We start from the raw sequence: 22,824 nt of genomic DNA on the forward strand, positions 1-22,824 counted from the left end.
CGACGTATGGCAAAAGTAAAACACATCACTGAACCCGACGCATTCGGCTTTCAAGTCCGCATCGTCCGCCGCGGCAAAGAAAGCAGCCGTTATTTTTCCCACAAATTGTGGGGCAGCAAAACCAAATCGCTGAAGGCGGCCATTACTTGGCGCGACCAGATGTTGGTGGTGCTGAAAGGCAGTAAAACCCGCTTTCTGAAACCGCCGAAGAATAAAACCACTACCGGCGTAACCGGCGTTTCCAGAACCATTAAATTCGACCACCGCAAGGACAAAAGCTATCTTTGTTACACGGTGTTCTGGGTCAAAGACGGCAAGTCGCGCAACAAGACCTTCCAGGTCGGCAACGTCGAAACGGTGACCGCAGACGACGAATTGCATGCCTTCAGAACCGCGCGCCTGTTTCGCAGTTGCTACGAGCACGCCATCGACCACGACGCGGAATTCGACGACAGCAAATTCGCCAACTGGAAAAAATTGCGGCTCTACGAAAACGAGATGCTGAACGCGGTCAACTGACCGCGCCGGCGAGACCGGATCAGCCGATGCGCATATCGATGCGCATCGACAAATCCACAGCTTTGACATTTTTGGTCAGCGCGCCGATCGAGATAAAATCCACGCCGGTCTCGGCAATGCTGCGAATGTTGTCCAGCGTAATATTTCCGGACGCCTCCAGTTCGACTCGGCCTCGACTCAGGCTCACCGCTTTCACCAAGTCGGCCCGACTGAAGTTGTCGAGCATCACCCGATCGGGTTTTGCCGCCAAGGCCTGTTCGAATTCGTCCAGATTCTCGACCTCCACCTCCACCGGCACGTTTGCCCTGCTCCTGGCGGCACGCACGGCGTCGGCAATGGAGCCGGCAGCCAGGATATGGTTTTCCTTGATCAAAACGGCGTCGAACAAGCCGATCCGATGGTTGAAACAACCGCCGCACTTTACCGCGTATTTTTGTGCCAACCGTAATCCTGGCAAGGTTTTACGCGTGTCCAGCACCTTACAGCCAGTGCCGGCCACCGCATTCGCGTATTCGCGGGCGACGCTGGCTGTCGCCGACAGCGTTTGCAGCAAATTCAGCGCTGTGCGCTCCCCCGTTAACAGCGCCCTGGCCGGACCGCTCAGACGGCACAATACCGCCTCGGCAGCCAGCCAATCGCCGTCGCCGCACTGCCACTCTATCGCCACTTGCGGGTTGAGCCGTTCGAACACGGCATCGAACCAAGCCGTGCCGCACAACACCATGCCTTCTCGGGTCACAACGGTCGCGCTGGCTTGAATCTGTTCGGGAATGATGTTAGCGGTTAAATCGCCGTCGCCGATATCTTCGGCTAAATAGCGGTCTATCTCTGCGGGGTTGGGTTGCATGGCACGGTTGATTGTCGGAAACGGTGACAGCATTATAAACAAAGCCGGCCGGCCGCGGCTTATCCGGCCGAGTTACAATGGCGCAATTGCCGGAGCGAGAACGATGAAAATCCAAGACCATTACCTGGATCGGGCCCACCAAGTCCCGTCGCCGAATTGCGACGACAGACCTGATCCGCAAGACATCTCGCTACTGGTCGTCCATTGCATCAGCTTGCCGCCGGAACAATTCGGCGGGCCTTACATCGACCAACTGTTCTGTAACCGGCTCGATCCCGACGCCGATCCCTATTTCCGGGATATTCACCAATTACGGGTGTCGGCGCACCTGTTGATCCGCCGCGACGGCAGCATCCGCCAATACGTTCCATTCAACCGCCGCGCCTGGCATGCCGGCGTTTCCAACTATCTGGGCCGCGAACGCTGTAACGATTTCTCGATCGGCATCGAATTGGAGGGCTCCGTGACGCAAGCCTATACCGATGCGCAATACCTGCAATTGGCGGAGGCGGTTGCTGCCCTGTTGGCGGCCTATCCCGGATTATCCGCCCAGAGGATAGCCGGCCACAGCAACATCGCCCCGCAGCGCAAGACCGACCCCGGCCCGCTATTCGACTGGCGGCGTTTTCACGATTTGTTGAAATTGCGCGAAGAACCGAGCCAAAACCCGGTATAAAAACAAAACCGGCTAGTCGGCCGGCTCCAAATGCACCGATTTCATGATATCCAGCAACTCCTGGTACTGGGTTTGCAACGGCCCCAGTTCGGCTTCCAGCTGGGCGATACTTTCCGCCAAGCCGCCTTTGGATTCGTTGATCTTGCGCAACATGATCAACCGGCTTTCGATCTGCCGTTTATGGTCTTTGATCTGGTGCATCAACGGCGACAACACGCTATTGCTCCAGGTTACCGCGTCGCGTTGCGCCTGTTGCAAAATGTTGCGGGCCTTGGCGATCAAGGTGTTGTAAAGCTTATTGACCACGATGCTTTGTTCGGTCATCGTGGTTCTTGCACTATTGCGGAAGGCTTCGCCTTCCTCGAATATCTGCTCCAACTCGAATTGGTGCTGTTTGATCGAGAACAATTGCGGCTCGATTTCCTTGAAGCCGTATTCGTCCTGGAATTTCTTATGAATAGCCTTGATCAGGCGCCGGGTTTCCTCGGTCAAATCCACCGAATCCTGCAATAAATCGCGCAATTCGTCGAACAACTTGCGCATGTTTTGTTTCATGCCGTAAGTGGTCAGGCTCTTGCTCATGTCTTCCTTGGTACGACGAATGATCTCGTCGATTTTTTCCTTGGCGAACGAATCGATCAGCATTTTCGCCTGTACCGCAAACACTTTCCGGCTGGCCTGAAAGTTTTCGATATTCGCCATATAGGCGTTTTGCCGGTCGCGGGTTTCCGCCATCAACTTGCCGGTCAATTCCTGGTTCTCGAAATCGACTTGCTTGAATTCTTCCAACTGCTTCTGGGCATGGTTGATCTTGGCCTCCATCAGCTTGACCGACTCGCTGATCAAAAAACCGATTTCCTTATCCACCACGCCTTTCAGAATATCGCGGCGTTGATTCAAAATATCTTCGGACAGGTAATTCTCGAGCTGGCGCAAGCGGCTTTTTTCCAACAAGGCCTCGTCGCCTTTGACTTTCGCCAACAGCGCCTGCTTGGCCGAAACCGGGAAAATCACCTCTTTTTCCAGATTCAGAATCATCGCCGAGGTTTCGATCTGCTTCTGGATCGCCGCTTCGTAGCCGGTTTCGCCGGCCAAGTCGTCCCACATCGAGTCGATCTTGTTCATCACCACGGCCAAACCTTGGCGGCGGTTGCCTCGGGAACCGCAGACGTGGCTTTTCCACATTTCCAAATCGCTCTTGGTCACGCCGGTATCGGCCGCCAGCACGAACACGATGGCCTGGGCGCTGGGCAGCATGCTCAAGGTCAACTCCGGCTCGGTACCCAATGCATTAAGGCCCGGAGTATCGAGAATACACAAACCCTCTTTCAACAAGGGATGCGGAAAACTGATCATGGCGTGGCGCCAGCATGGCACTTCGACGGATTCCGGATTGATGATGCCCTGCTCGGCGGCTTCGCGCTCGTTCCAGAGTCCGAGCTTGTCTGCCATATCCTTGGATACCTTTTTGGTCGCGATCAACTCGCGGAACGCTTCCTGCATCTGGGTCGGCGAGTCGCAATTCAAATCGATCTGGGTCCAGCGGTCCGGGTTGCGCTTGTAATCCATCAACGAAATGTCTTCCAAGCGGCTTTCGATATTCAACAAACGGATGTAACTGCCGCCTTTTTCGTCCCAAAACAATTCGGTAGGCGACATCGTCGTGCGTCCCGGCGAGGACGGCAGCAAACGCACGCCGGTTTCGGCGAAAAACAACGAGTTGATCAACTCGGTTTTGCCGCGGGAAAACTCGGCGACAAAGGCCAGCGTCACGCGGTCGTTATGCAAGCCCTGCAAAATATTGAGCAAGGTATCGGTACTTTGCGGATCGTTGAAGCGGTAGCGATTGCGCCAGTCGCGATACATCTCGATGCCCTGAATCAGTTGTTCGCGCCAATGCGTGTACTCGTGCAACTGTTCTTTAAATTCCAGATTTCTCATGGCTCGCCTTTGTGCTGACTGTACTCAATATGGGGGCTAATAGTAACGGCTAAGTGTAGACCAATAATCCACAAGCATTAGCCGGTAGCGCGCGTCGCGGCTCAAATTCCGTATTGTTGGCGGTAAGCGCGAATCACCGGCAATTTGTCGGCATAAGCCGGATCTTGAGCGATAAACTCGATGATGTCGGCCAGGCCGATAATCGCCAGTACCGGAATGCCGAATTGGGCCGACACTTCCTGCACCGCCGACAACTCGTTTTGGCCTTTTTCCTGGCGGTCCAGCGCGATCACCACTCCGGCCACGGTCGCGCCGGCGGCGCCGATGATGTCCACCGATTCCCGCACCGACGTGCCGGCGGTGATCACGTCGTCCAGAATCCAGACCTTGCCTTGCAGCGGCGCACCGACCAGCGTGCCGCCCTCGCCATGGTCTTTAGCTTCCTTGCGGTTAAAGGCGAACGGGATGTCGGCTTTCAACCGGGAATAAGCGATCGAAGTCGTGCTGACCAACGGGATGCCCTTATAGGCAGGGCCGTACAGCACATCCACGTCTACACCGGCATTAATCAAGGTCTGCGCATAGAACTGGCCCAATTGGTCGAGTTGGGCGCCGGTATTGAACAAACCGGTATTGAAAAAGTAAGGGCTGATCCGCCCCGACTTTAATTGAAATTCGCCGAACTTCAGCACCCCGCAATCCAAGACGTACTGAATGAACTGTTTCTGGTAATCGAGCATGATGGGAATGTTACAAAATCAAATAGGGCTCATTATAACCGTGCCCCTCTAATCGATGAATTTTTCTAGGACCAGATCCAACAAATCCCAACCCCGCTCGGTGCAGACATAGTGCGTTTGTTGCCGGCTCAACAAGCCTTGCTCCAGGCAAATGGCCAAACCGGGCTGCAGACTGGACTCCGCCAAACCGGTTGCGGCATGAAATTGCGCAAAATCGAAGCCGGCCTTCAAGCGCAATTGGTTCATCAGAAACTCCAACGGCAATTGTGCTACCGGAATCGGCTCCGGTTTTGCCGCCCATCCGCCGTGCAAATAGTGCTCGGGGCTTTTCGGCTTGACGGTACGCACGATATCGCCCGGCAAAGTCCGACTGATTTTGCCGTGGGCGCCGGCACCGATACCCAGGTAATCTCCGAATTGCCAATAGTTTTTGTTATGCCGGGATTCCCGGCCGGATTTGGCGTAAGCCGAAACTTCGTACTGTTGAAACCCGTACCCGGCCAAGAGCTGTTGACAACGTTTCTGCGCAGCGAATATGGCATCGCCATCCGGCAAGCTGGGCGGAAATTTATGGAAGTAGGTATTGGGCTCCAGCGTCAACTGGTAGAACGAGATATGTGTCGGCGCTAGATCGATCGCAGTTTGCACATCGGCCAGCATCTGTTCGGGACTTTGTTCCGGCAAACCGAACATCAGATCCAGATTGAAGTTGTCGAATCCGGCCTTTACTGCAATCTCCGCCGCCGCAACGGCTTCATTGGCGGAATGCACCCGCCCCAGGATTTGCAAATGCCGATCCGAAAAACTCTGGATGCCGATGGACAAGCGATTGATGCCCAAAGCGCGGAATTCGGCAAACTTGGCGCTCTCGAAGGTTCCGGGATTGGCTTCCAGCGTAATCTCGCAATCGGCCGCCAACTCCACCATTCGTGTTATCCCAGCAAACAAGCGGCTTAGCGCATCCGGCGAAAACAAGCTAGGGGTGCCGCCGCCCATGAAAATACTGCCGATTTGACGCGGTGTCGGCAACAAGCTCAAGTCCGACCGCAAATCGGCCAGCAAGGCATCGATATAAAGCAGCTCCGGAATCGGTTCCTTAACGGCGTGAGAATTGAAGTCGCAGTAAGGGCATTTGCGGATACACCACGGAAAATGAATGTACAGGCTTAACGGAAGCAAAGCGCTATGCCTTACCAGACGCCGGTAGTCGCCATAGAGGCCCAAGGCTCTTGCGGCGCCAACGCCGCGCCTTTTTGCAGCAATTCGATGGATATTTGGTCCGGCGAACGAATGAAAGCCATATGGCCGTCGCGCGGCGGCCGATTGATGGTAACGCCTTGGTCGGCCAATTTTTGGCAGATTGCGTAGATGTCGTCCACTTCGAACGCCAGATGGCCGAAATTACGGCCGCCGCTGTAATCTTCTGGATCCCAGTTGTAAGTAAGCTCGAGCAGCGGCGCATCGTTCGCGGCGGCGCTCTGCCGATCTAACGCTGCCGCCAAATACACCAGGGTAAAGCGCCCGGCTTCGCTATCCATGCGCCGAACTTCGGCCAGACCCAGTTTGTTGCAGTAAAAATCCAGCGATTCGGCGAGATCTTTCACCCGCACCATCGTATGTAAATAACGCATGATTGCCGTCCCGGAAACAAAACGCCAATTATGACCGAGACCGCGGCGCAGTTTGCTTTTTTTGCACGGAATTACTTGCCGTACTGCTCGATCAGGCCGGCAATCGCCTGCAACGGCAGCTCTTGTTGTACTGCGCCCAGTTTCACCGCTTCCTTGGGCATGCCGTACACCACGCAGGTTTTTTCGTCCTGGCCGGCAGTGCGAGCCCCGGCCGCGTACATTTCTTTCAAACCGCGCGCGCCGTCGTCGCCCATCCCGGTCATGATGATGCCCAACGCATTCTTGCCGGCCCATTTCGCCACCGACCGGAACAGCACGTCCACCGAAGGCCGGTGCCGGTTTACCAACGGGCCGTCCTGCACTTCCACCACGTATTGCGCGCCGCTGCGCTTTACCGTCATATGTTTGCCGCCCGGTGCGATCAAGGCGCGGCCCGGTATTACCCGGTCGCCGCTGACCGCCTCCTTGACTTCGATTTCGCAGATACTATTCAAGCGGGCGGCAAAGGCGCCGGTGAACTTCTCCGGCATATGCTGCACGATGACAATACCCGGTGCGATCCGGGACAACTGGGTCAACACCACCTCTAAAGCCTGAGTGCCGCCGGTCGACGTGCCGATAGCCACCAAGCGGTCGGTGGTCGCGGCCATCGCCGAGGCCTGAAGGGTGCCGGCCGCGGCGGGAGCCGGCTCAAACGGTTTTGCCGGCCGAGCGTGAACCGCCATGGTCATGGCCTTCATCCGCCGCATATCGGTCATTGCCGCCGCTTTCACCGCATGCACGATGTCGCCGCTATCGTCCTCCAAAAAGGCTTTCAAGCCGGCCTTGGGCTTGGTAACAATGCCGGTGGCGCCGGCCGCCAAGGCCTGCATCGTGGTTTCGGCGCCTTTTTCGGTCAAGGTAGAGCAAATAACTACCGGCGTCGGCCGCACCGACATGATTTTCTTCAGGAAGGTAATCCCATCCATCCGCGGCATTTCCACATCCAACACGACCACATCCGGCCAATCCTGATTCATTCTGGCCATCGCAAAGATAGGGTCGGATACCGAACCGATAACTTGGATGTCGGCCGACTTGTTTAACAATTGGGTCAACACTTGGCGTACCACCGCCGAATCGTCGACCACCAGCACTCTGATTTTTTTTTCGCTCATGCCTGTATCCGCTCCAACCCCTTCGAAACGTGCCGCATCCAGACGTGGCCACTCCACAAATCGAAAATCACATTCCGGTGGCCGGTACCGCCCAAGTGTTCGGCTTTAAGTTTGAAACCGTGATGGGCCAGCAACTCTCTGCCGGCTATCACATTACTATCCGGTACACTGATCCGGTCGGGCTTGGATTGTCCAGGAAACTGGTCCCCGCCGCCGAACATTTTCACTTCGTAATCTTTCGGCGAAGTGTTGGATTTACGTAGCTCCTGCATGAACATCAACAGGGCTTCATCCGCATAGCGTCCGTCGAATTGCGTTGCCCGCTGCCGGCGCCGGCTCCCTGGCAACATGAAATGGCACATGCCGCCGATATAAAGCGACGGATGCCACAACGTAATCGCCACGCACGAGCCCAAAACCGTCCGGATCCGAGTCTCTCTGTCGCCGAAATAAAGTTCTCCCGGTTGCAAAAATATCTCCAGAAAGAACTCCGGCTTGTTCATGCCGTACCCGTGATCAAGCGTCCACCGGCTTGCGGTAGATCGATGGCGTAATGATCTGCAAATCGGTCTTCATGCCGTTTAACGACTCCGAGTGGCTGACGAAGAAGTAGCCGCCCGGCAGCAAGTACTTGGTGATACGCTCCAGCAGCCGCTGCTTGGTTTCCATATCGAAGTAAATCATAACGTTGCGCAGAAAAATCACGTCGAACATGTCCAAGTTAGGCAGATTACCGATCAAATTGGCGTAAATAAACTTAACATGCTTGCGTAAGGCCGGATCGATCAAAAAATAGCCGTCGAACTCGCCGGTACCCTTCAAGCAATACTTTTTCAATAGCGCTTGCGGGATTTTTTCCGCCCCATGGCTCGGATACAGGCCACGCCGGGCCTTCTCCAAGATACGGTTGGAAATGTCGGTTCCGACAATCTCCCATTGGCCGAACCGGGATTGGTTGGCCATTAGCATCGCCAGGGTATAAGCCTCTTCGCCGCTGGAACTTGCCGCACTCCAAACCCGAAATGTCCGGCGAGGCGACTGTTGCGGCAGAACGTGCTGGGTCAGAAAATCGAAATGCTTGGGTTCGCGAAAAAAATAGGTTTCGTTGGTGGTCAATAAATCGATCGCCATCGTGGTTTCGTTTTCGAAACCGGGCCGGCCGAACAAGCGGAAATACTCGGTATAGCTGTCCAAGCCATGGTGTCGCAGCCGTTTCTCCAAACGCCCCACCACCATGGCCTGCTTGCTATCGTTGAGAACGATCCCGGCGCGTTTGTACAAAAAATCCTTGATCCAGGCAAATTCATGCTGGTGTAAGACAGGTGCCGAGCCGCTAACGTGGTTAATGGCCACCATTTCCCCCTTTAATCGGCCGTTCCTTCCGCGGTAAACCCGGAAACGGTTTGCCCCAAGGCCACCATTTCATCCACGGATAGCACTTTGCCGACGTTCAACAGGATCACGAAGCGATTATCCCGTTTCGCCATACCGTTAATGAAATCGGGCCGGATACCCGCGCCGAAACTGGGCGGCGGCTCGATATCCTGCGGACCGATGTCTACCACCTCGTTGACCGCATCGACGATAATCCCGATATCCTGGTTATGTCCGTCTTCATGCTCGCCGGCGGCAGTCTCGACAATGACGATGCCGGTGCGCTTGGCTATTTGGGTCGCGCCCTTGCCGAACCTGGCCATCAAATCGATGACCGGCACCACACTGCCGCGCAGATTGATCACACCGCGCACGAAAGCCGGCATCATCGGCACTTCGGTTAGTTGGCCGTAATCGATAATTTCCTTGATATTCAAAATTCCCAACGCATAAACTTCGCCGCCGAGCACAAAAGTCAAATATTGGCCGGCAGCAGCCAAGGATTCCGTAGCTGCCGGCAACTGGCTGGATGTAGTCGCGATTGCTCCCATGCCGCCCTCCTAGAAGCGCTCGAATTGGCTGAGATCGAATTCGGCTTCGCCGCCGTAACTGGAGCTCGGATTCGAAGCCGGTTTAACCTTTTCCACCCGACGCGGGACGCTCTTAGCGCGCCGCACCCCGCTGCCGCCGTGGCCGATTTTGAAGAAGGCCATCAACGATTGCAGTTGTTCGGATTGGCAGGTCATCTCTTCCGCCGTCGCCGCCAGCTCTTCGCTGGCCGAGGCGTTTTGTTGGGTGATTTGGTTCATTTGGTTCATCGCGTTGTTGACTTGGCTGACCCCGGCCGATTGTTCCTGCGAGGCCGCGGCAATTTCTTGCACCAGGTCGGAGGTTTTGGCGATGCTCGGCACGATTTCGTCCAGCAGTTTGCCGGCCGTTTCCGCCGTTTTTACGCTGCTACCCGCCAGTTCGCCGATTTCTTGCGCCGCCACTTGGCTGCGTTCCGCCAGTTTGCGCACTTCCGCCGCCACCACGGCAAAGCCTTTGCCGTGGTCGCCGGCCCGTGCCGCTTCGATCGCTGCGTTCAGCGCCAGCATGTTGGTTTGGTAGGCAATGTCGTCGATGATGCCGATTTTGGCGGCGATTTCTTTCATCGCGTCTACGGTTTGTTTCACCGCGGCGCCGCCTTCCACCGCTTCTTTGGAGGCTTTGCCGGCCATGCCGTCGGTGACTTTGGCGTTTTCGGCGTTCTGGTTGATGCTGGCCGCCATTTCTTCGATGCTGGCGCTGGTTTCTTCGACGCTGGCCGCTTGTTCGCTGGCCGCTTGCGATAGCGATTGCGAGGTGGAGCTGATTTGTTCGGCGGCATTGGTCAGTTGGTCGGCCGCCACGATCACTTCGCCTATGGTTTTCGACAGGTTGGCGATGGTGTTGTTGACGGTGTCTTTGAAGTCGCCGAGCTGGCCTTGGTAGTCGCCGTTGATGGTGCGGGTCAGGTCGCCTTGTTCGACCAGGCTCAGGACGTCGACCGCTTCGTTGAGCGGGCCGATCACGCCGTCCAGGGTGTCGTTGACGCCTTGCACGATTTTTCTGAAGTCGCCTTGGTGTTTGTTGGCGTCGGCGCGGGTCGATAACCTGCCGTCACGCGCGGCCTGGGCCAACATGTCGGCGTCGGCGACCAGGGCGTTGACCGCGTCGATGCAGGTGTTCAGGTTGTTTTTGATGACGTTGAAGTCGCCGTTGTAGCTGTCGGTAATTTTGGCCGGAATCGCGCCGCGCGAGATTTTGTCGACGTAGTCGGCGGCCACGTTCAGCGGGCCGATCACGGCATCCAGGGTGTTGTTGACCCCTTGCACGATTTTGCGGAAGTCGCCTTGGTATTGGCTGGCGTCGGCGCGGGTGGCCAAGCGGCCTTCGATCGCGGCTTTTTCCAACGCCGCCGCTTCCGCCACCATGTTGCCGATCGCGTCGATGCAGTTATTCAGGTTGTTTTTGATGGTGTTGAAGTCGCCGTTGTAGTTGTCGCTAATTTTGGCCGGGATGTTGCCTTTGGAAATATTGTCCACATAGTCCGCCGCCACGTTCAAAGGCCCAATCACGGCGTCCAAAGTGTTGTTGACCCCTTGCACGATTTTACGGAAGTCGCCTTGGTATTGGCTGGCGTCGGCGCGGGTGGCCAAGCGGCCTTCGATCGCGGCTTTTTCCAACGCCGCCGCTTCCGCCACCATGTTGCCGATCGCGTCGATACAGTTGTTCAGGTTGTTTTTGATGGTGTTAAAGTCCCCGTTGTAGTTGTCGGTAATTTTGGCCGGGATGTTGCCTTTGGAGATGCGGTCGACGTAGTCGGCGGCCACGTTCAGAGGGCCGATCACGGCATCCAAGGTGTTGTTGACGCCTTGCACCAACTTTCTGAAATCGCCATGGTGTTTGGACGCATCGGCACGGGTCGCCAGTTTGCCTTCCACCGCCGCTTGCGCCAGCAGGTTGGCGTCGGCGATTACGGCTTTCAAATTGCCGCGAACCAGTTCGACCGCCTCGTTGATAAAGACTTTTTTCCCCGGCAATTTTTCTATCGGCGCATCGAAATCGCCTTCACCGAAGGCTTTGAATACGCCAACGGCCATTTTTTTGACGGCGATATGGGCATTGACCATATCGTTGACGCCTTTCGCCACCGTTTTGAAACTGCCGTGGAATTTAGCGGTATCCACGACCACGTCGATATCGCCTTTTTCGTGTTCGGCAGACATATGGTCCATTTCGGCCAACAAGGCTTTAATGTTATCGCTCAGGCGCTTCATGTTGGCCATCACACTGGTCTCGTCGCCGGCGCGCAATGCGATTACCGTGCTCAAATCGCCTTGCGATATCTTGTAAGCGAGATCGGAAACGAAGGCCGGTTCGCCGCCCAATTGCTTCATCAGATTACGAGCGATGAAAAAACCTAACAAGCCGACCACCGCGATAGACAACAAGGCAATCGTTGCCGAAACCGCAACGGCGCTCGATTGGATCGAAACGGCTTCGTCCGAGGATTTTTTGCCCAAACGCTGGCTATACTCGCTATGGTTTTTAAACGCGGCCAGCAGTTTGTCCACCACCGGCTGGCTCCGCATCAACAACTCTCGGGCTTCGCTGCTTTTATTCTGCCGGGATAACTCTCGCACCTTAGCGCTCAACTTGTCGTAGTCCGCCAGAGCGGTTCTATCGTCCTGAAGCAGCCGTCTGTCTTCGTCATTGGCCAATAACCCTTCGTATTGATTCAATGACTTATCGATATTACGGCGTTTGGTTTCGATTTCTCGTTCCACGCTCTGCATCGCCACATCATCGGTCTCTGTCAGATGCTGCCAAACGTGGACACGAATGCCTGATATCCGGCCGGCGATATCGTTCAACAACAATACGCTCGGCAAGGTATTGACGGTGTTGAAATTGGTGGCGTTATAAACCTTATCTATCTGCACATAGTTAAAGCCCGCCAATCCGGCCAGCCCCAGTACGGCAGAGCCGATTAATATCAACAAACGCTGTGTGACTGTCATGGGGTACTCCTCCGCTTTTTAATTTAGTTGGCTCATGTTTTAAAGCTGATGCCTTACGGCAAATACGGCGCCGGCAACCGACCATAGGCAATGGAGCCGGATCGGATCAAGCCGGCTGGTTACAAGTTGGCTTGAATCTTCAATTCGGCGATTGCCAACCCTACCGCGCTCGATGCGGCGGCATAGGCACTGCCTCGATCCAGCATCGATTCGGCCTGGTCGTATTGGCCGCTGTTGATAATCTCCGCCACTCGGCCCGCTTCCCGATGAAACACGGCGTGCTTTTGCATACAGTCACGAAAACTGGGCAATTGCTGGTATTGGCGCTTGCCGGGGCCATGCAACCATTTACCCAACTTGCAACAATTGTCGCGGGCGATAGTGGCCGCATCCATTTCCTCGCGATGGCTGATGCCCCGCCGCAGCTTGATTTTCCATTCGCTATGCGCCTGTAACGCTTCGTCCAAATCGATGGCCGGCTCGGCATCGGCGTATCGCTGATTGCGGCGGGTATCCGCCCCGCTGCCGCCGTGGCCGATTTTGAAGAAGGCCATCAACGATTGCAGTTGTTCGGATTGGCCGGTCATCTCTTCCGCCGTCGCCGCCAGCTCTTCGCTGGCCGAGGCGTTTTGTTGGGTGATTTGGTTCATTTGGTTCATCGCGTTGTTGACTTGGCTGACCCCGGCCGATTGTTCCTGCGAGGCCGCGGCAATTTCTTGCACCAGGTCGGAGGTTTTGGCGATGCTCGGCACGATTTCGTCCAGCAGTTTGCCGGCCGTTTCCGCCGTTTTTACGCTGCTACCCGCCAGTTCGCCGATTTCTTGCGCCGCCACTTGGCTGCGTTCCGCCAGTTTGCGCACTTCCGCCGCCACCACGGCAAAGCCTTTGCCGTGGTCGCCGGCCCGTGCCGCTTCGATCGCTGCGTTCAGGGCCAGCATGTTGGTTTGGTAGGCAATGTCGTCGATGATGCCGATTTTGGCGGCGATTTCTTTCATCGCGTCTACGGTTTGTTTCACCGCGGCGCCGCCTTCCACCGCTTCTTTGGAGGCTTTGCCGGCCATGCCGTCGGTGACTTTGGCGTTTTCGGCATTCTGGTTGATGCTGGCCGCCATTTCTTCGATGCTGGCGCTGGTTTCTTCGACGCTGGCCGCTTGTTCGCTGGCCGCTTGCGATAGCGATTGCGAGGTGGAGCTGATTTGTTCGGCGGCATTGGTCAGTTGGTCGGCCGCCACGATCACTTCGCCTATGGTTTTCGACAGGTTGGCGATGGTGTTGTTGACCGTGTCTTTGAAGTCGCCGAGCTGGCCTTGGTAGTCGCCGTTGATGGTGCGGGTCAGGTCGCCTTGTTCGACCAGGCTCAGGACGTCGACCGCTTCGTTGAGCGGGCCGATCACGCCGTCCAGGGTGTCGTTGACGCCTTGCACGATTTTTCTGAAGTCGCCTTGATGTTTGTTGGCGTCGGCGCGGGTCGATAACCTGCCGTCACGCGCGGCCTGGGCCAACATGTCGGCGTCGGCAACCAGGGCGTTGACCGCGTCGATGCAGGTGTTCAGGTTGTTTTTGATGACGTTGAAGTCGCCGTTGTAGCTGTCGGTAATTTTGGCCGGAATCGCGCCGCGCGAGATTTTGTCGACGTAGTCGGCGGCCACGTTCAGCGGGCCGATCACGGCGTCCAAAGTATTGTTGACCCCTTGCACGATTTTACGGAAGTCGCCTTGGTATTGACTGGCGTCGGCGCGGGTGGCCAAGCGGCCTTCGATCGCGGCTTTTTCCAGCGCCGCCGCTTCCGCCACCATGTTGCCGATCGCGTCGATGCAGTTATTCAGGTTGTTTTTGATGGTGTTGAAGTCGCCGTTGTAGTTGTCGCTAATTTTGGCCGGGATGTTGCCTTTGGAAATATTGTCCACATAGTCCGCCGCCACGTTCAAAGGCCCGATCACGGCGTCCAAAGTATTGTTGACCCCTTGCACGATTTTACGGAAGTCCCCTTGGTGCTTGGTCGCATCGGCGCGGGTCGATATCTTGCCTGCCACCGCCGCTTGCGCCAGCAGGTTGGCGTCGGCGACCAGGGCCTTGATGTTACTGCGGACCTGTTCGATGGTTTCGTTGATAAATTTCTTTTTCCCCGGGAATTGCTCAATGGCGGCATCCATATTGCCTTCGCCGAATTCCTTGAAACAAGCCATGGCTTTCTTCTTGACCTCGATATGTCCGAATACCATGTCATTGACACCCTTGGCCATTGCCCGATAGCTACCATGGAAACGGTTTTCATCGATTTTGACGTCGATATCGCCGAGGTCGTGCTGGTCGGACATGTGGTGCATTTCTTCAATCAGGCCATTCAACGCATCGATGCAGGTATTCAGATTATTTTTGATGGTGTTGAAGTCGCCGTTGTAGTTGTCGGTAATTTTGGCCGGAATCGTGCCTTTGGCGATGTTGTCCACATAGTCCGCCGCCACGTTAAGCGGACCAATCACGGCATCCAGTGTGTCGTTAACGCCTTGCACAATTTTGCGGAAGTCGCCTTGGTGTTTGGTCGCATCGGCCCGGATCGACAACTTACCCTCCACCGCCGCTTGCGCCAGCATGCCGGCGTCGGCTATCAAAGCTTGCACCGAAAATACCGCGGCCTTGACGCCTTCGTTGAGCTGATTGAATTCCAAGCCGTAATTGTTGTCGTCGCGCGGCGGTATTTCGCCACGTCCGAGCAAGGTCATGGCATTGATCATCGAAGCTACCGGCTTTAGCACGCCCATCGCGATATACCAGCTCAAGCCCAGGAAACCCAACAAAAACAGCGATACCACCGCCAACGTGGCGTTGATCGTTCCGTCCAGCCGCGCCACGCGCGCATCCAAACCGCTATGCAGCAACTTGCCGAATCCGGATGACATGGCGAAATTTTGTTGAATGGTCTCGCTCAAAATCCTGAAATATTCGTCATCGGCAAGCTCCAATTTGGCGGGCTGCAAAATTTCGGTCTCGGCCAAAGCCAGGACCTGTTTGGCATCGACACTAGCCTTAAGCAATGCCGAACGGATACCGGAATCCGCGAAAGCGATTTTGGCGATGTTCTCATCGACTAACGTCAATGTCTCTTCGGTATTGGCGACCAATTCGCGCAGGTAAGCGGCTTCTGCCGGCGTAATCACCTTTCTGTGTAAAATCGGCGCACCTATTCCGCGCAGCATGCCCAATTGCTCGGACAGGTCCGGAAATAAAGTGATCGCCAACACTTGCGTGTAATACGTGTCGTTTTCCGGATCCAATGCCAGACCGGATGCATCGCCGAGCTTGCGATTGAAGGCATGTAATTGCGCGATGAATTCGCCATGCCGTGCCACATTGGCTTGAGCATCCATCTGGTCAACGACGGCCGCCAAGGTCTGCCACCGGTCTTGGATGGTTTTCCAAGCCGGCGTTAAACCGAGCCCGGAGAAACGGTTATCCAACTCGGCAACATTGGCCAACTGGCGCTCGATTTCGTTGCGCTTCGCCTCCCTGGCATCGCTTTGGTCCTTGTTACCCGCAATCACCATCGCGTTCAAACCGCGGTGCTCCACTACCAATTTCATCAAATTGATGGTTTCGGTGGCGTAATCGACACCCTGTTTTTCTTTCAAGGCGAAATTTCTATCGTCGACGCTGCGTCCGACCAATAAGTAGGTCGGCACGGCGAACATCACAATGGCGAGTACGATCAAAGCTAAAAATTTTTGCCACAGTTTTATCTTGCTCAGCATGGTGTTCAGTGTTTTCGGTTGAAATGGATTGCTGATGCGGCCGGCCTTGATGTCGGCATATAAGCTGGCAGCCGCATCGACATCGCGGCGTTGGGGTTTAAAACGTAGAGAGCGGTAACCAACGATTTTGCCTTGGGTATAGACCGGCGAGACGTTGGCCTCCACCCAATAGAAATCGCCTTGTTTCGAGCGGTTTTTTACTAACCCGCTCCAGGTATTGCCTGCGGAGATGGTGCGCCACATCCATTCGTAGGCCTCGGCCGGCATGTCAGGATGGCGAACGATGTTATGGGGTTGCCCGATCAGCTCCTGCTCGGTAAAGCCGCTCAACTTGACGAAAGCCGGGCTGACGCTAGTGATGTGCCCTTTTAAATCAGTCGTCGAACTCAGTATTTCGTCTTCGCCGAAATGCAATTCGACATCGGTAACGGGTTGATTATTTCTCATGGCTTAATTCCTGATTCGCAAAGAGAATGACCGGCAAAGCATCATGCCGACATCGACAGGGCCTGGCGCTGCATTTTCTGTTCGAAGGAGCCGACCAGCACCGGCACGTCGAGGATCAAGGCCACCTCGCCGCTACCCAGTATGGTCGAACCGCCCAGGCCTTGGGCATGTGCAAACAGCTTGCCTAGCGGTTTGATCACCGTCTGAAACTCGCCGAGCAAGCGATCGACAACCAAGCCGGTCTTGGCGCCGGCCACGTCCACCACTACCACATTCGCCCGCCGCGGGGGTTGGTCGTTGATGCCGAACAGATTGCGCAGACGGATAAAAGGCAGCACTTCGCCGCGCAAGTCCATGTAGTCGTTGTTGCCGTTGTCGTCGGTCAATTCGACGCATTCGACGACCCGGTCCAGCGGGATCACAAAGGAGGATTTACCGACGCCAACCAAAAAGCCGTCGATAATCGCTAACGTCAAAGGCAAGCGGATACGCATCGTCGTGCCGACGCCCAAGGTACTCTCGACTTCGATGCTGCCGCGCAAATCGGTGACGTTACGCTTCACCACGTCCATACCGACGCCACGGCCGGATAGGTTGGAAATTTGCGCCGCAGTGGAAAAGCCGGGTTCGAAAATCAACGAGTAAACTTCTTGATCGGTCAACTTGGCATCGGCCGGCACCATGCCTTTTTCGACGGCCTTGGCCAGGATGCGTTCGCGGTTCAAGCCACCGCCGTCGTCGCTGACCTCGATGGCGATGGTGCCGGATTCGTGGTAGGCATTCAGCCGCAACGTACCCTGGCCGGGCTTGCCGTTTTGCAGGCGGACTTCGGCCGGCTCGATACCGTGGTCCATGGCGTTGCGCACCAAGTGCATCAGCGGATCGCCGATTTTTTCGACGACCGATTTGTCGACTTCGGTTTCGCCGCCGGTGATGGCCAGATTGATGTCTTTGCCCAATTCCTTGCTGACATCGCGCACCACACGCTGGAAGCGGCCGAAAGTCGTGCCGATCGGCACCATGCGCAGTTGCAACGCACTGTCGCGCACTTCTTCGACCAGACGCATCATTTCGCCGGTGGCTTCCAGCAATGCGGATTGCGCGGTTTGCAAGGCACGCAAATTGACGCCGGCGCTAGAGATCACCAATTCGCCGATCAAGTCGATCAATTTATCCAAACGCTCGGCATCGACTCGAATGCTTTGGCTTTCGCGGGCTTTGTTGTCTTTAATCTGTTTTTGCTTTTCCAGCGCTGCCGTAACCAGCGGTTGCTGCACCACCTGCTGTTCGACCAGGATTTCGCCGATCGGCTGCGCCGGCTGGCTGGCTTCTGAGTCGGATTTTTGCTTACTCAGGCCGTCTTCCAGTTCACGCTTGGTCAGTACGCCGCTTTTCACCAGCAATTCGCCAAGGTAAGCGTCGTCTTCCGGCAAGGAACGGATCAATTCGATGTAGTCGGCTATCGCGCTTTCCAACGGCAAGATGTGAATGATGCTGTCGGCCCGGACGAATTCGAATACGTTCTCCAACGCTTCCTTACCGGCATCGCTTTTGACGTCGATTTCGAAGCCTAAATAATTGGTTTCCGGGTCCATTTCCGCGGCGGCGGGAATCCGGTTGGTGATCGTCGTCAGATTGACGATACTGCCCAGCGTCGTCAGATAGCGGATGAAAGACAAAGGGTCCATGCCGTTGCGCAAAGAATCCTCGCCAAACCTGAGCGAGATATGCCAATTGCCGGTTTCTACTTCGCCGCCGCCGCTGGCTTCCAAATGGTCCTGCGCTTGAGCCACGGTTGCCACCGGGGCGGAATGGCCGCCATCCAGAAACGGCCGCAATTCGGCGAGCAGCGCATCGCCGGCCGTTGTCATATCCGGATTTTCCTCGACATCGCCGTCGACCACCGCCCGGATCAATAACGCAATGTGGTCGCAGCACGGCAACAACACGGCCACCAGATCGGAACTGACCTCGATTTTGCCCTCGCGTAGTGCGTCCAGAACGCTTTCGACCACATGAGTGAATTTAACGATGTGGTCCAATCCGAACAAACCGGAGGAACCCTTGATGGTATGCGCGGCACGGAAGATCGAATTGATCCGTTCGGTCGGATCGGAGCCGTCTTCCAGACTCAACAGGCTGTCTTCCATGTCTTGCAACAGCTCCAGACTTTCTATCGTGAAAGTCACCAGAGCGGCCTTCATTTCGGCATCGATATTCATCGGCTAACCCTCGCTGTGCGAAATGACCACTTGGTCGCCAAAGGCCGTGGTCAGATTGGCAAGCTCCAAAATGTCCAACACCGCCTTGCTATGCATGACAAAACGCAGAGTTTTCCCGGCACGAGCCGCCTCCCGCTTGGCCAGAATCAACAATTGCAGACCGGCGGTATCCATTTCCGCAACCTGGGAAAGATTGATTTCCAAATCGTCGCCCGAGCTTAAAAAACTCAATACATTGTTTTTTTGCTCCGCCGCGGTAAAGATGGTCAATTCGTCTTCTATCGTTAGAGTTTGCATCGTCGAACCCTTGCCCTTAAATGCGATTTGCCTGAAACGCCGAACAGCAGTCAGCGGCGAACCCTTAAGGCAAAATCAACTTCGCTACGGCAGCCAGCATCTGCGCCGGCTGGAACGGCTTAACCACCCAGGCTTTGGCGCCGGCGGCTTGCCCTTCCTGTTTCTTGCCTTCCTGCGATTCGGTGGTCAGCATGATGACCGGAGTGAATTTGTAGGCCGGCAACTGCTTGAGTTCTTTGACGAAGGTGATACCGTCCATGTTCGGCATATTGACGTCGGAAATCACTAGGTGCACTTTCTGGCCGGTGAGTTTGCTCAACGCGTCTTTACCGTCCACTCCTTCTATCACCTCGTAACCGGCGCCTTTCAGCGCAATACTGACCACTTGACGAACGGAGGCGGAGTCATCGACCACTAGAATTGTTTTTGCCATTGTTTGATCCTAGAAAAAAGTAATATCGGTAGCGGGTTGTTGGTGGTTGACATTACCGCGATGGGCGCCGTGCTCGGAAACCATCGTGTAGGTACTGCTCAACTCATGCAGAATGTCGTCTGTCGCCAGCGGTTTGAGGCCGAATACGCCGTCGCCGTGGCTGCGCATAATGTGGCGCGGCAGATTGCCGATGCTGTCGCGAACATGGGATAAAACCTGACTGATCCGGTCCTGAAATTGAAATTGCACCAGCGATTCGTCTATCTCGCGTTTGATTAGACGGGCTTGATTGTCCATGTCGTCCGAGTGGCGCTGCAGCGTTTCGAACACGCCGTGCAATGCACTCATAACGGTTTGGATATTGCCTTGCGATGCGGCGACGGCCGCAGTTTCGTTTTCGGTGCTTTTCTCGACGGCCACCAATGTGATTTGGATCGCGCCACTGACCTGGTCGACCTTAGAACCTATCAATTTACCGGTCTCGCCGGACAAATTGGACAACTTGCGCACTTCATCGGCCACCACTGCGAACCCGCGGCCGGCTTCCCCGGCCCTGGCGGCTTCGATGGCCGCATTCAACGCAATCAAATTGGTTTGCTCGGCGATCCGCGCCACTTCCCTAGCCATGGTTTTCAGTTCATCGATAAACCCGGCCAAGGAGCGGATTTTGCTCAGTACCTGCAAGTTTTCCTGTAAAGAGGCATCCAGCGATCCGACGACTTTTTGCAGATTGGCGTTACTGGCCGAAAAAACGTCGTCGTGACCGCCGAGCGCCGGCTTGCTCGACACACCTAGCAAGGTATCGAGTCCGTCGGTAATCGCGGCAAAGCGTCCGGTCAATTCGGCGACGGCCTGATCCATTTGCCGGCGCGACGATTCGATGTGATTCGACCAGACCGGCGCGATTTCGTCGGCAAACTTGTCGATTCCGGCAAGGTATTTTTCCAAATCGGCGGTAGGCAGCGACGGCGGTGGTTTGGGTTGATTTGCCAACTCTTTCAGCAATCGACGTTTGGTATACGAGGCAGCAAACCAAGCGCTGCACAACGAACCAACCAACAATAAAAGTAATACTTGAAACATCGGCACTGGCTTCCGCCTCCTTTTCCGCTTAATCGAATTGCTCGAACCTGTTCAAAGACTCGCTGGCAAACGTCTGTCAAGCAGTATAGCTAGGCAATCACGCATTACTAATGTGCGAATGTAGGAAATGTCCGACGCGCCGCAATTAAACCTTAATAATTGCGGGCCAGTTACGGGAGAGGCTTGTATTGCTCGGGCAACACTCTTAAAGTGTCGCGTTTTTGCGCAATCGAAGAAGACTATGAACGACTACCCTGAAAAGACTTGCGAGATCGACCGACTGATCCGCCATCCTAAGCTGGTGGCGGCGGCACTGGCCGGCGACAAGACCCAACAACGCCGGGACGGCCTGTACGCCTACCCAGGGGAAACGTTCGTTTTGGAAGGCGTCGAGTTCGAGGTCACCGCGGTGGAGCGGCAACGCATCGGCGATATGAGCGACGCCGACGCCCAAGCCGAGGGCTATCCGAATTTGGCGGTATATAAGGATTTGATCTTGCGCATGCACAGCGGCATGGAATGGAACGACGACGGCCTGGTCTGGCTACACTGCTTCAAGCGCCGCCAGCCGGAATAACGATCCCTTTTTCGGCCAGTTCCCGCAACATCGCCAAGCCGTTGCTGTGCAACAGTTGCGGCTCGACCTGCGGGAATTCGACTGCGACGATTTGCAAACATTGCGCGACGGGCATCGGCCCCCGGTCTTGCAGGATTTGCAGCAAGCTTAGCGTCAGACCGCTCACCTGCAGAAAGTGAACTTGGTCCGCCTGGTCGCGATAGACGACCAGGCAAGTCGCTTGCTCGGGCGGCTGCGCCGGCAGGAAATCCGGACCGATGCGGTGCACCGGATATTGGTACAACAACGGCCAGGCCAGCGCCGATAACGCAATCGTTTGGGTGGATAGGTTGTCCAAAAACGCTTGGTCACCCCGATTCGGCGCATCCTTGGCAATCGACAGCGCCATTTCCACCCATTCGTAATGGGCCAGCTCCAGCAGAAACGGATAGTCGTTCGGCTGATTGCGCTCGTTTTGCAAATACTCCAAAAACTCTTCGGCAATCTCGGAAAAATACGGCGTCCGGCAGTGGTGGCGGGAAAAAAAATCCTGCGTCAACTCCAGCCATTGTGCATCGTCCAGAATGGCCCGTAACACCGGAAAATTGCTGGCAATGAAACTATCGATATTGTTGAAAAACAATTCGCGGTACATCGCCATCCGTTTAGGCTCGACATCGGCCGGCAGCGGATTGCTATACGGATCGCGGATATAGGCGGCAAACCGCTGTTGCGTGGATTGAAAAGATGCTGCCATCAAGCCACCCGTTTTTCGGCGGCAACGGCATGCTGTTGAATGGCGCCGATCGTGTCCACTTCCCGTAACAATTCGGCCAGGGGAGGAATGTTGAAATCCCGTTCCAGCAAGGTCGGGAAAACGCCGAATAGATCGTAAGCCGTCGCCAGCAACGTCCAGACCGGGTCGATCACCGCTGCGCCGTGGGTGTCGACCAAGAAGTCTTCGGCTTCGACGTAATGGCCGGCAATGTGCGCATACGCGATCCGCTCGGCCGGCACGGCCCGCAAAAAGGCGGCGGCGTCGTAACCGTGGTTGACGCTGTTGACGTAGATGTTATTGATATCGAGCAGCACATCGCAATCGGCCTCAGCAACGACGGCATTGAAAAAATCGATCTCGGCCATTTCCGGCCCGGGCGCGGCATAATAGGAAATATTTTCGATGGCGATGCGCTGTTCGAGAATGTCCTGCACCCGACGAATGCGGGCCGCTACATGTTTGACCGCGTCGGCGGTAAACGGCATCGGCATCAAATCGTAGAGATGCCCGCCATGGCTGCAATAGCTGAGGTGTTCGCTGTAAAACTTGATGCCGTGTTCGGCCATGAACCGTTTAAGATCGCGCACGAACTGTTCGTCGAGCGGATCGCTGCTACCGATGGACAGCGAAAGGCCGTGGCAAACGAAGTCGAAGCGCTCGGTCATGGCCCGAAATTGCTTGCCGAACTTGCCGCCGATCGGCATCCAGTTCTCCGGCGCCACTTCGTAGAAGCCGACTTGCGTTGGCGGCTGGTCGACAATCTCGCTCAAAAACGAACGGCGCAAACCCAGGCCGGCACCGTGGACCAGATTGCGAACGCTCTGCATCG

At 55.8% G+C, this 22,824-nt stretch carries 20 protein-coding genes; 3 read left to right on the plus strand and 17 right to left on the minus strand.

Annotated elements, in window-relative coordinates:
- The first annotated feature begins 6 nt into the window (after positions 1 to 6).
- The gene (locus VXJ35_RS21190) at positions 7 to 519 is read left to right on the plus strand and encodes a hypothetical protein (protein ID WP_054763203.1); all 513 of its coding nucleotides are present in this window, start codon (positions 7 to 9) and stop codon (positions 517 to 519) included.
- A 19-nt stretch (positions 520 to 538) separates the two neighbouring features.
- Here VXJ35_RS21190 and nadC read toward each other — a convergent pair whose 3' ends face one another.
- Positions 539 to 1,366 carry a carboxylating nicotinate-nucleotide diphosphorylase gene (nadC, locus tag VXJ35_RS21195; RefSeq protein ID WP_064023082.1) on the minus strand — a complete coding sequence of 276 codons (828 nt, stop codon included), beginning with the start codon at positions 1,364 to 1,366 and terminating at the stop codon, positions 539 to 541.
- A 103-nt stretch (positions 1,367 to 1,469) separates the two neighbouring features.
- Here nadC and ampD point away from each other — a divergent pair, with 103 nt between their 5' ends.
- Positions 1,470 to 2,042, plus strand: coding sequence for a 1,6-anhydro-N-acetylmuramyl-L-alanine amidase AmpD (ampD, locus tag VXJ35_RS21200; RefSeq protein ID WP_064023632.1), 573 nt, complete (start codon positions 1,470 to 1,472; stop codon positions 2,040 to 2,042).
- A gap of 12 nt (positions 2,043 to 2,054) precedes the next feature.
- Here the strand turns inward: ampD and VXJ35_RS21205 are convergent, their stop codons facing one another.
- From VXJ35_RS21205 to VXJ35_RS21270, 14 genes are all read right to left on the minus strand, one after another.
- On the minus strand, positions 2,055 to 3,983 hold the full coding sequence (locus VXJ35_RS21205) for a dynamin family protein (RefSeq protein WP_064023083.1): 1,929 nt from the start codon (positions 3,981 to 3,983) through the stop codon (positions 2,055 to 2,057).
- Between the two features lie 101 nt (positions 3,984 to 4,084).
- Complete coding sequence (gene pyrE / locus VXJ35_RS21210; RefSeq protein ID WP_064023084.1) at positions 4,085 to 4,723, minus strand: orotate phosphoribosyltransferase; 639 nt, start codon at positions 4,721 to 4,723, stop codon at positions 4,085 to 4,087.
- A 48-nt stretch (positions 4,724 to 4,771) separates the two neighbouring features.
- On the minus strand, positions 4,772 to 5,902 hold the full coding sequence (gene hemW, locus VXJ35_RS21215) for a radical SAM family heme chaperone HemW (RefSeq protein WP_064023085.1): 1,131 nt from the start codon (positions 5,900 to 5,902) through the stop codon (positions 4,772 to 4,774).
- A gap of 11 nt (positions 5,903 to 5,913) precedes the next feature.
- Positions 5,914 to 6,354, minus strand: a complete 441-nt coding sequence (locus VXJ35_RS21220; protein WP_064023086.1) for a VOC family protein — start codon at positions 6,352 to 6,354, stop codon at positions 5,914 to 5,916.
- 71 nt (positions 6,355 to 6,425) lie between these two features.
- Entirely contained in the window at positions 6,426 to 7,511 is a 1,086-nt protein-coding gene (locus VXJ35_RS21225; RefSeq protein WP_064023087.1) for a chemotaxis response regulator protein-glutamate methylesterase, read from the minus strand.
- Complete coding sequence (locus VXJ35_RS21230; RefSeq protein WP_064023088.1) at positions 7,508 to 8,014, minus strand: chemotaxis protein CheD; 507 nt, start codon at positions 8,012 to 8,014, stop codon at positions 7,508 to 7,510. The genes VXJ35_RS21225 and VXJ35_RS21230 overlap by 4 nt, the downstream gene beginning before the upstream one ends.
- 13 nt (positions 8,015 to 8,027) lie before the next feature.
- A complete protein-coding gene (locus VXJ35_RS21235) occupies positions 8,028 to 8,867 on the minus strand; it encodes a protein-glutamate O-methyltransferase CheR (RefSeq protein ID WP_064023089.1) in 840 nt (279 codons plus the stop codon).
- An 8-nt stretch (positions 8,868 to 8,875) separates the two neighbouring features.
- Positions 8,876 to 9,436, minus strand: coding sequence for a chemotaxis protein CheW (locus VXJ35_RS21240; RefSeq protein ID WP_054763201.1), 561 nt, complete (start codon positions 9,434 to 9,436; stop codon positions 8,876 to 8,878).
- A gap of 9 nt (positions 9,437 to 9,445) precedes the next feature.
- On the minus strand, positions 9,446 to 12,430 hold the full coding sequence (locus VXJ35_RS21245) for a methyl-accepting chemotaxis protein (protein WP_082881032.1): 2,985 nt from the start codon (positions 12,428 to 12,430) through the stop codon (positions 9,446 to 9,448).
- A 119-nt stretch (positions 12,431 to 12,549) separates the two neighbouring features.
- On the minus strand, positions 12,550 to 16,626 hold the full coding sequence (locus tag VXJ35_RS21250) for a methyl-accepting chemotaxis protein (protein ID WP_064023090.1): 4,077 nt from the start codon (positions 16,624 to 16,626) through the stop codon (positions 12,550 to 12,552).
- 41 nt (positions 16,627 to 16,667) lie between these two features.
- Positions 16,668 to 18,848 (minus strand): chemotaxis protein CheA, encoded by a 2,181-nt coding sequence (locus VXJ35_RS21255; protein WP_064023091.1) that lies wholly within the window; start codon positions 18,846 to 18,848, stop codon positions 16,668 to 16,670.
- Positions 18,849 to 18,851: 3 nt separating this feature from the next.
- Positions 18,852 to 19,145 carry a lipid asymmetry maintenance protein MlaB gene (locus VXJ35_RS21260; RefSeq protein ID WP_064023092.1) on the minus strand — a complete coding sequence of 98 codons (294 nt, stop codon included), beginning with the start codon at positions 19,143 to 19,145 and terminating at the stop codon, positions 18,852 to 18,854.
- Between the two features lie 64 nt (positions 19,146 to 19,209).
- Complete coding sequence (locus VXJ35_RS21265) at positions 19,210 to 19,578, minus strand: response regulator (protein WP_054762806.1); 369 nt, start codon at positions 19,576 to 19,578, stop codon at positions 19,210 to 19,212.
- A 9-nt stretch (positions 19,579 to 19,587) separates the two neighbouring features.
- Positions 19,588 to 20,661: a methyl-accepting chemotaxis protein gene (locus VXJ35_RS21270; RefSeq protein ID WP_157198255.1), complete on the minus strand. Its 1,074-nt coding sequence runs from the start codon at positions 20,659 to 20,661 to the stop codon at positions 19,588 to 19,590.
- A 241-nt stretch (positions 20,662 to 20,902) separates the two neighbouring features.
- Between VXJ35_RS21270 and VXJ35_RS21275 the strand changes: the two genes are divergently transcribed.
- On the plus strand, positions 20,903 to 21,238 hold the full coding sequence (locus VXJ35_RS21275) for an ASCH domain-containing protein (RefSeq protein WP_064023093.1): 336 nt from the start codon (positions 20,903 to 20,905) through the stop codon (positions 21,236 to 21,238).
- Here VXJ35_RS21275 and VXJ35_RS21280 read toward each other — a convergent pair.
- Entirely contained in the window at positions 21,216 to 21,974 is a 759-nt protein-coding gene (locus tag VXJ35_RS21280) for a DUF2063 domain-containing protein (protein ID WP_064023094.1), read from the minus strand. The genes VXJ35_RS21275 and VXJ35_RS21280 overlap by 23 nt on opposite strands.
- Positions 21,974 to 22,822 (minus strand): DUF692 domain-containing protein, encoded by an 849-nt coding sequence (locus VXJ35_RS21285; protein WP_064023095.1) that lies wholly within the window; start codon positions 22,820 to 22,822, stop codon positions 21,974 to 21,976. The genes VXJ35_RS21280 and VXJ35_RS21285 overlap by 1 nt, the downstream gene beginning before the upstream one ends.
- Positions 22,823 to 22,824: the final 2 nt, after the last annotated feature.

Origin of the sequence: Methylomonas sp. DH-1 (genome assembly GCF_046097555.1) — a bacterium.
GTDB lineage: Bacteria > Pseudomonadota > Gammaproteobacteria > Methylococcales > Methylomonadaceae > Methylomonas > Methylomonas koyamae.

Bases quoted from the DNA above. Each gene is read 5' to 3' on its own strand.
- VXJ35_RS21190 (WP_054763203.1), top strand. From the start codon at position 7: ATGGCAAAAGTAAAACACATCACTGAACCCGACGCATTCGGCTTTCAA.
- nadC (WP_064023082.1), bottom strand. From the start codon at position 1,366: ATGCAACCCAACCCCGCAGAGATAGACCGCTATTTAGCCGAAGATATC.
- ampD (WP_064023632.1), top strand. From the start codon at position 1,470: ATGAAAATCCAAGACCATTACCTGGATCGGGCCCACCAAGTCCCGTCG.
- VXJ35_RS21205 (WP_064023083.1), bottom strand. From the start codon at position 3,983: ATGAGAAATCTGGAATTTAAAGAACAGTTGCACGAGTACACGCATTGG.
- pyrE (WP_064023084.1), bottom strand. From the start codon at position 4,723: ATGCTCGATTACCAGAAACAGTTCATTCAGTACGTCTTGGATTGCGGG.
- VXJ35_RS21220 (WP_064023086.1), bottom strand. From the start codon at position 6,354: ATGCGTTATTTACATACGATGGTGCGGGTGAAAGATCTCGCCGAATCG.
- VXJ35_RS21225 (WP_064023087.1), bottom strand. From the start codon at position 7,511: ATGAGCGAAAAAAAAATCAGAGTGCTGGTGGTCGACGATTCGGCGGTG.
- VXJ35_RS21230 (WP_064023088.1), bottom strand. From the start codon at position 8,014: ATGAACAAGCCGGAGTTCTTTCTGGAGATATTTTTGCAACCGGGAGAA.
- VXJ35_RS21235 (WP_064023089.1), bottom strand. From the start codon at position 8,867: ATGGTGGCCATTAACCACGTTAGCGGCTCGGCACCTGTCTTACACCAG.
- VXJ35_RS21240 (WP_054763201.1), bottom strand. From the start codon at position 9,436: ATGGGAGCAATCGCGACTACATCCAGCCAGTTGCCGGCAGCTACGGAA.
- VXJ35_RS21245 (WP_082881032.1), bottom strand. From the start codon at position 12,430: ATGACAGTCACACAGCGTTTGTTGATATTAATCGGCTCTGCCGTACTG.
- VXJ35_RS21250 (WP_064023090.1), bottom strand. From the start codon at position 16,626: ATGAGAAATAATCAACCCGTTACCGATGTCGAATTGCATTTCGGCGAA.
- VXJ35_RS21255 (WP_064023091.1), bottom strand. From the start codon at position 18,848: ATGAATATCGATGCCGAAATGAAGGCCGCTCTGGTGACTTTCACGATA.
- VXJ35_RS21260 (WP_064023092.1), bottom strand. From the start codon at position 19,145: ATGCAAACTCTAACGATAGAAGACGAATTGACCATCTTTACCGCGGCG.
- VXJ35_RS21265 (WP_054762806.1), bottom strand. From the start codon at position 19,578: ATGGCAAAAACAATTCTAGTGGTCGATGACTCCGCCTCCGTTCGTCAA.
- VXJ35_RS21270 (WP_157198255.1), bottom strand. From the start codon at position 20,661: ATGTTTCAAGTATTACTTTTATTGTTGGTTGGTTCGTTGTGCAGCGCT.
- VXJ35_RS21275 (WP_064023093.1), top strand. From the start codon at position 20,903: ATGAACGACTACCCTGAAAAGACTTGCGAGATCGACCGACTGATCCGC.
- VXJ35_RS21280 (WP_064023094.1), bottom strand. From the start codon at position 21,974: ATGGCAGCATCTTTTCAATCCACGCAACAGCGGTTTGCCGCCTATATC.
- VXJ35_RS21285 (WP_064023095.1), bottom strand. From the start codon at position 22,822: ATGCAGAGCGTTCGCAATCTGGTCCACGGTGCCGGCCTGGGTTTGCGC.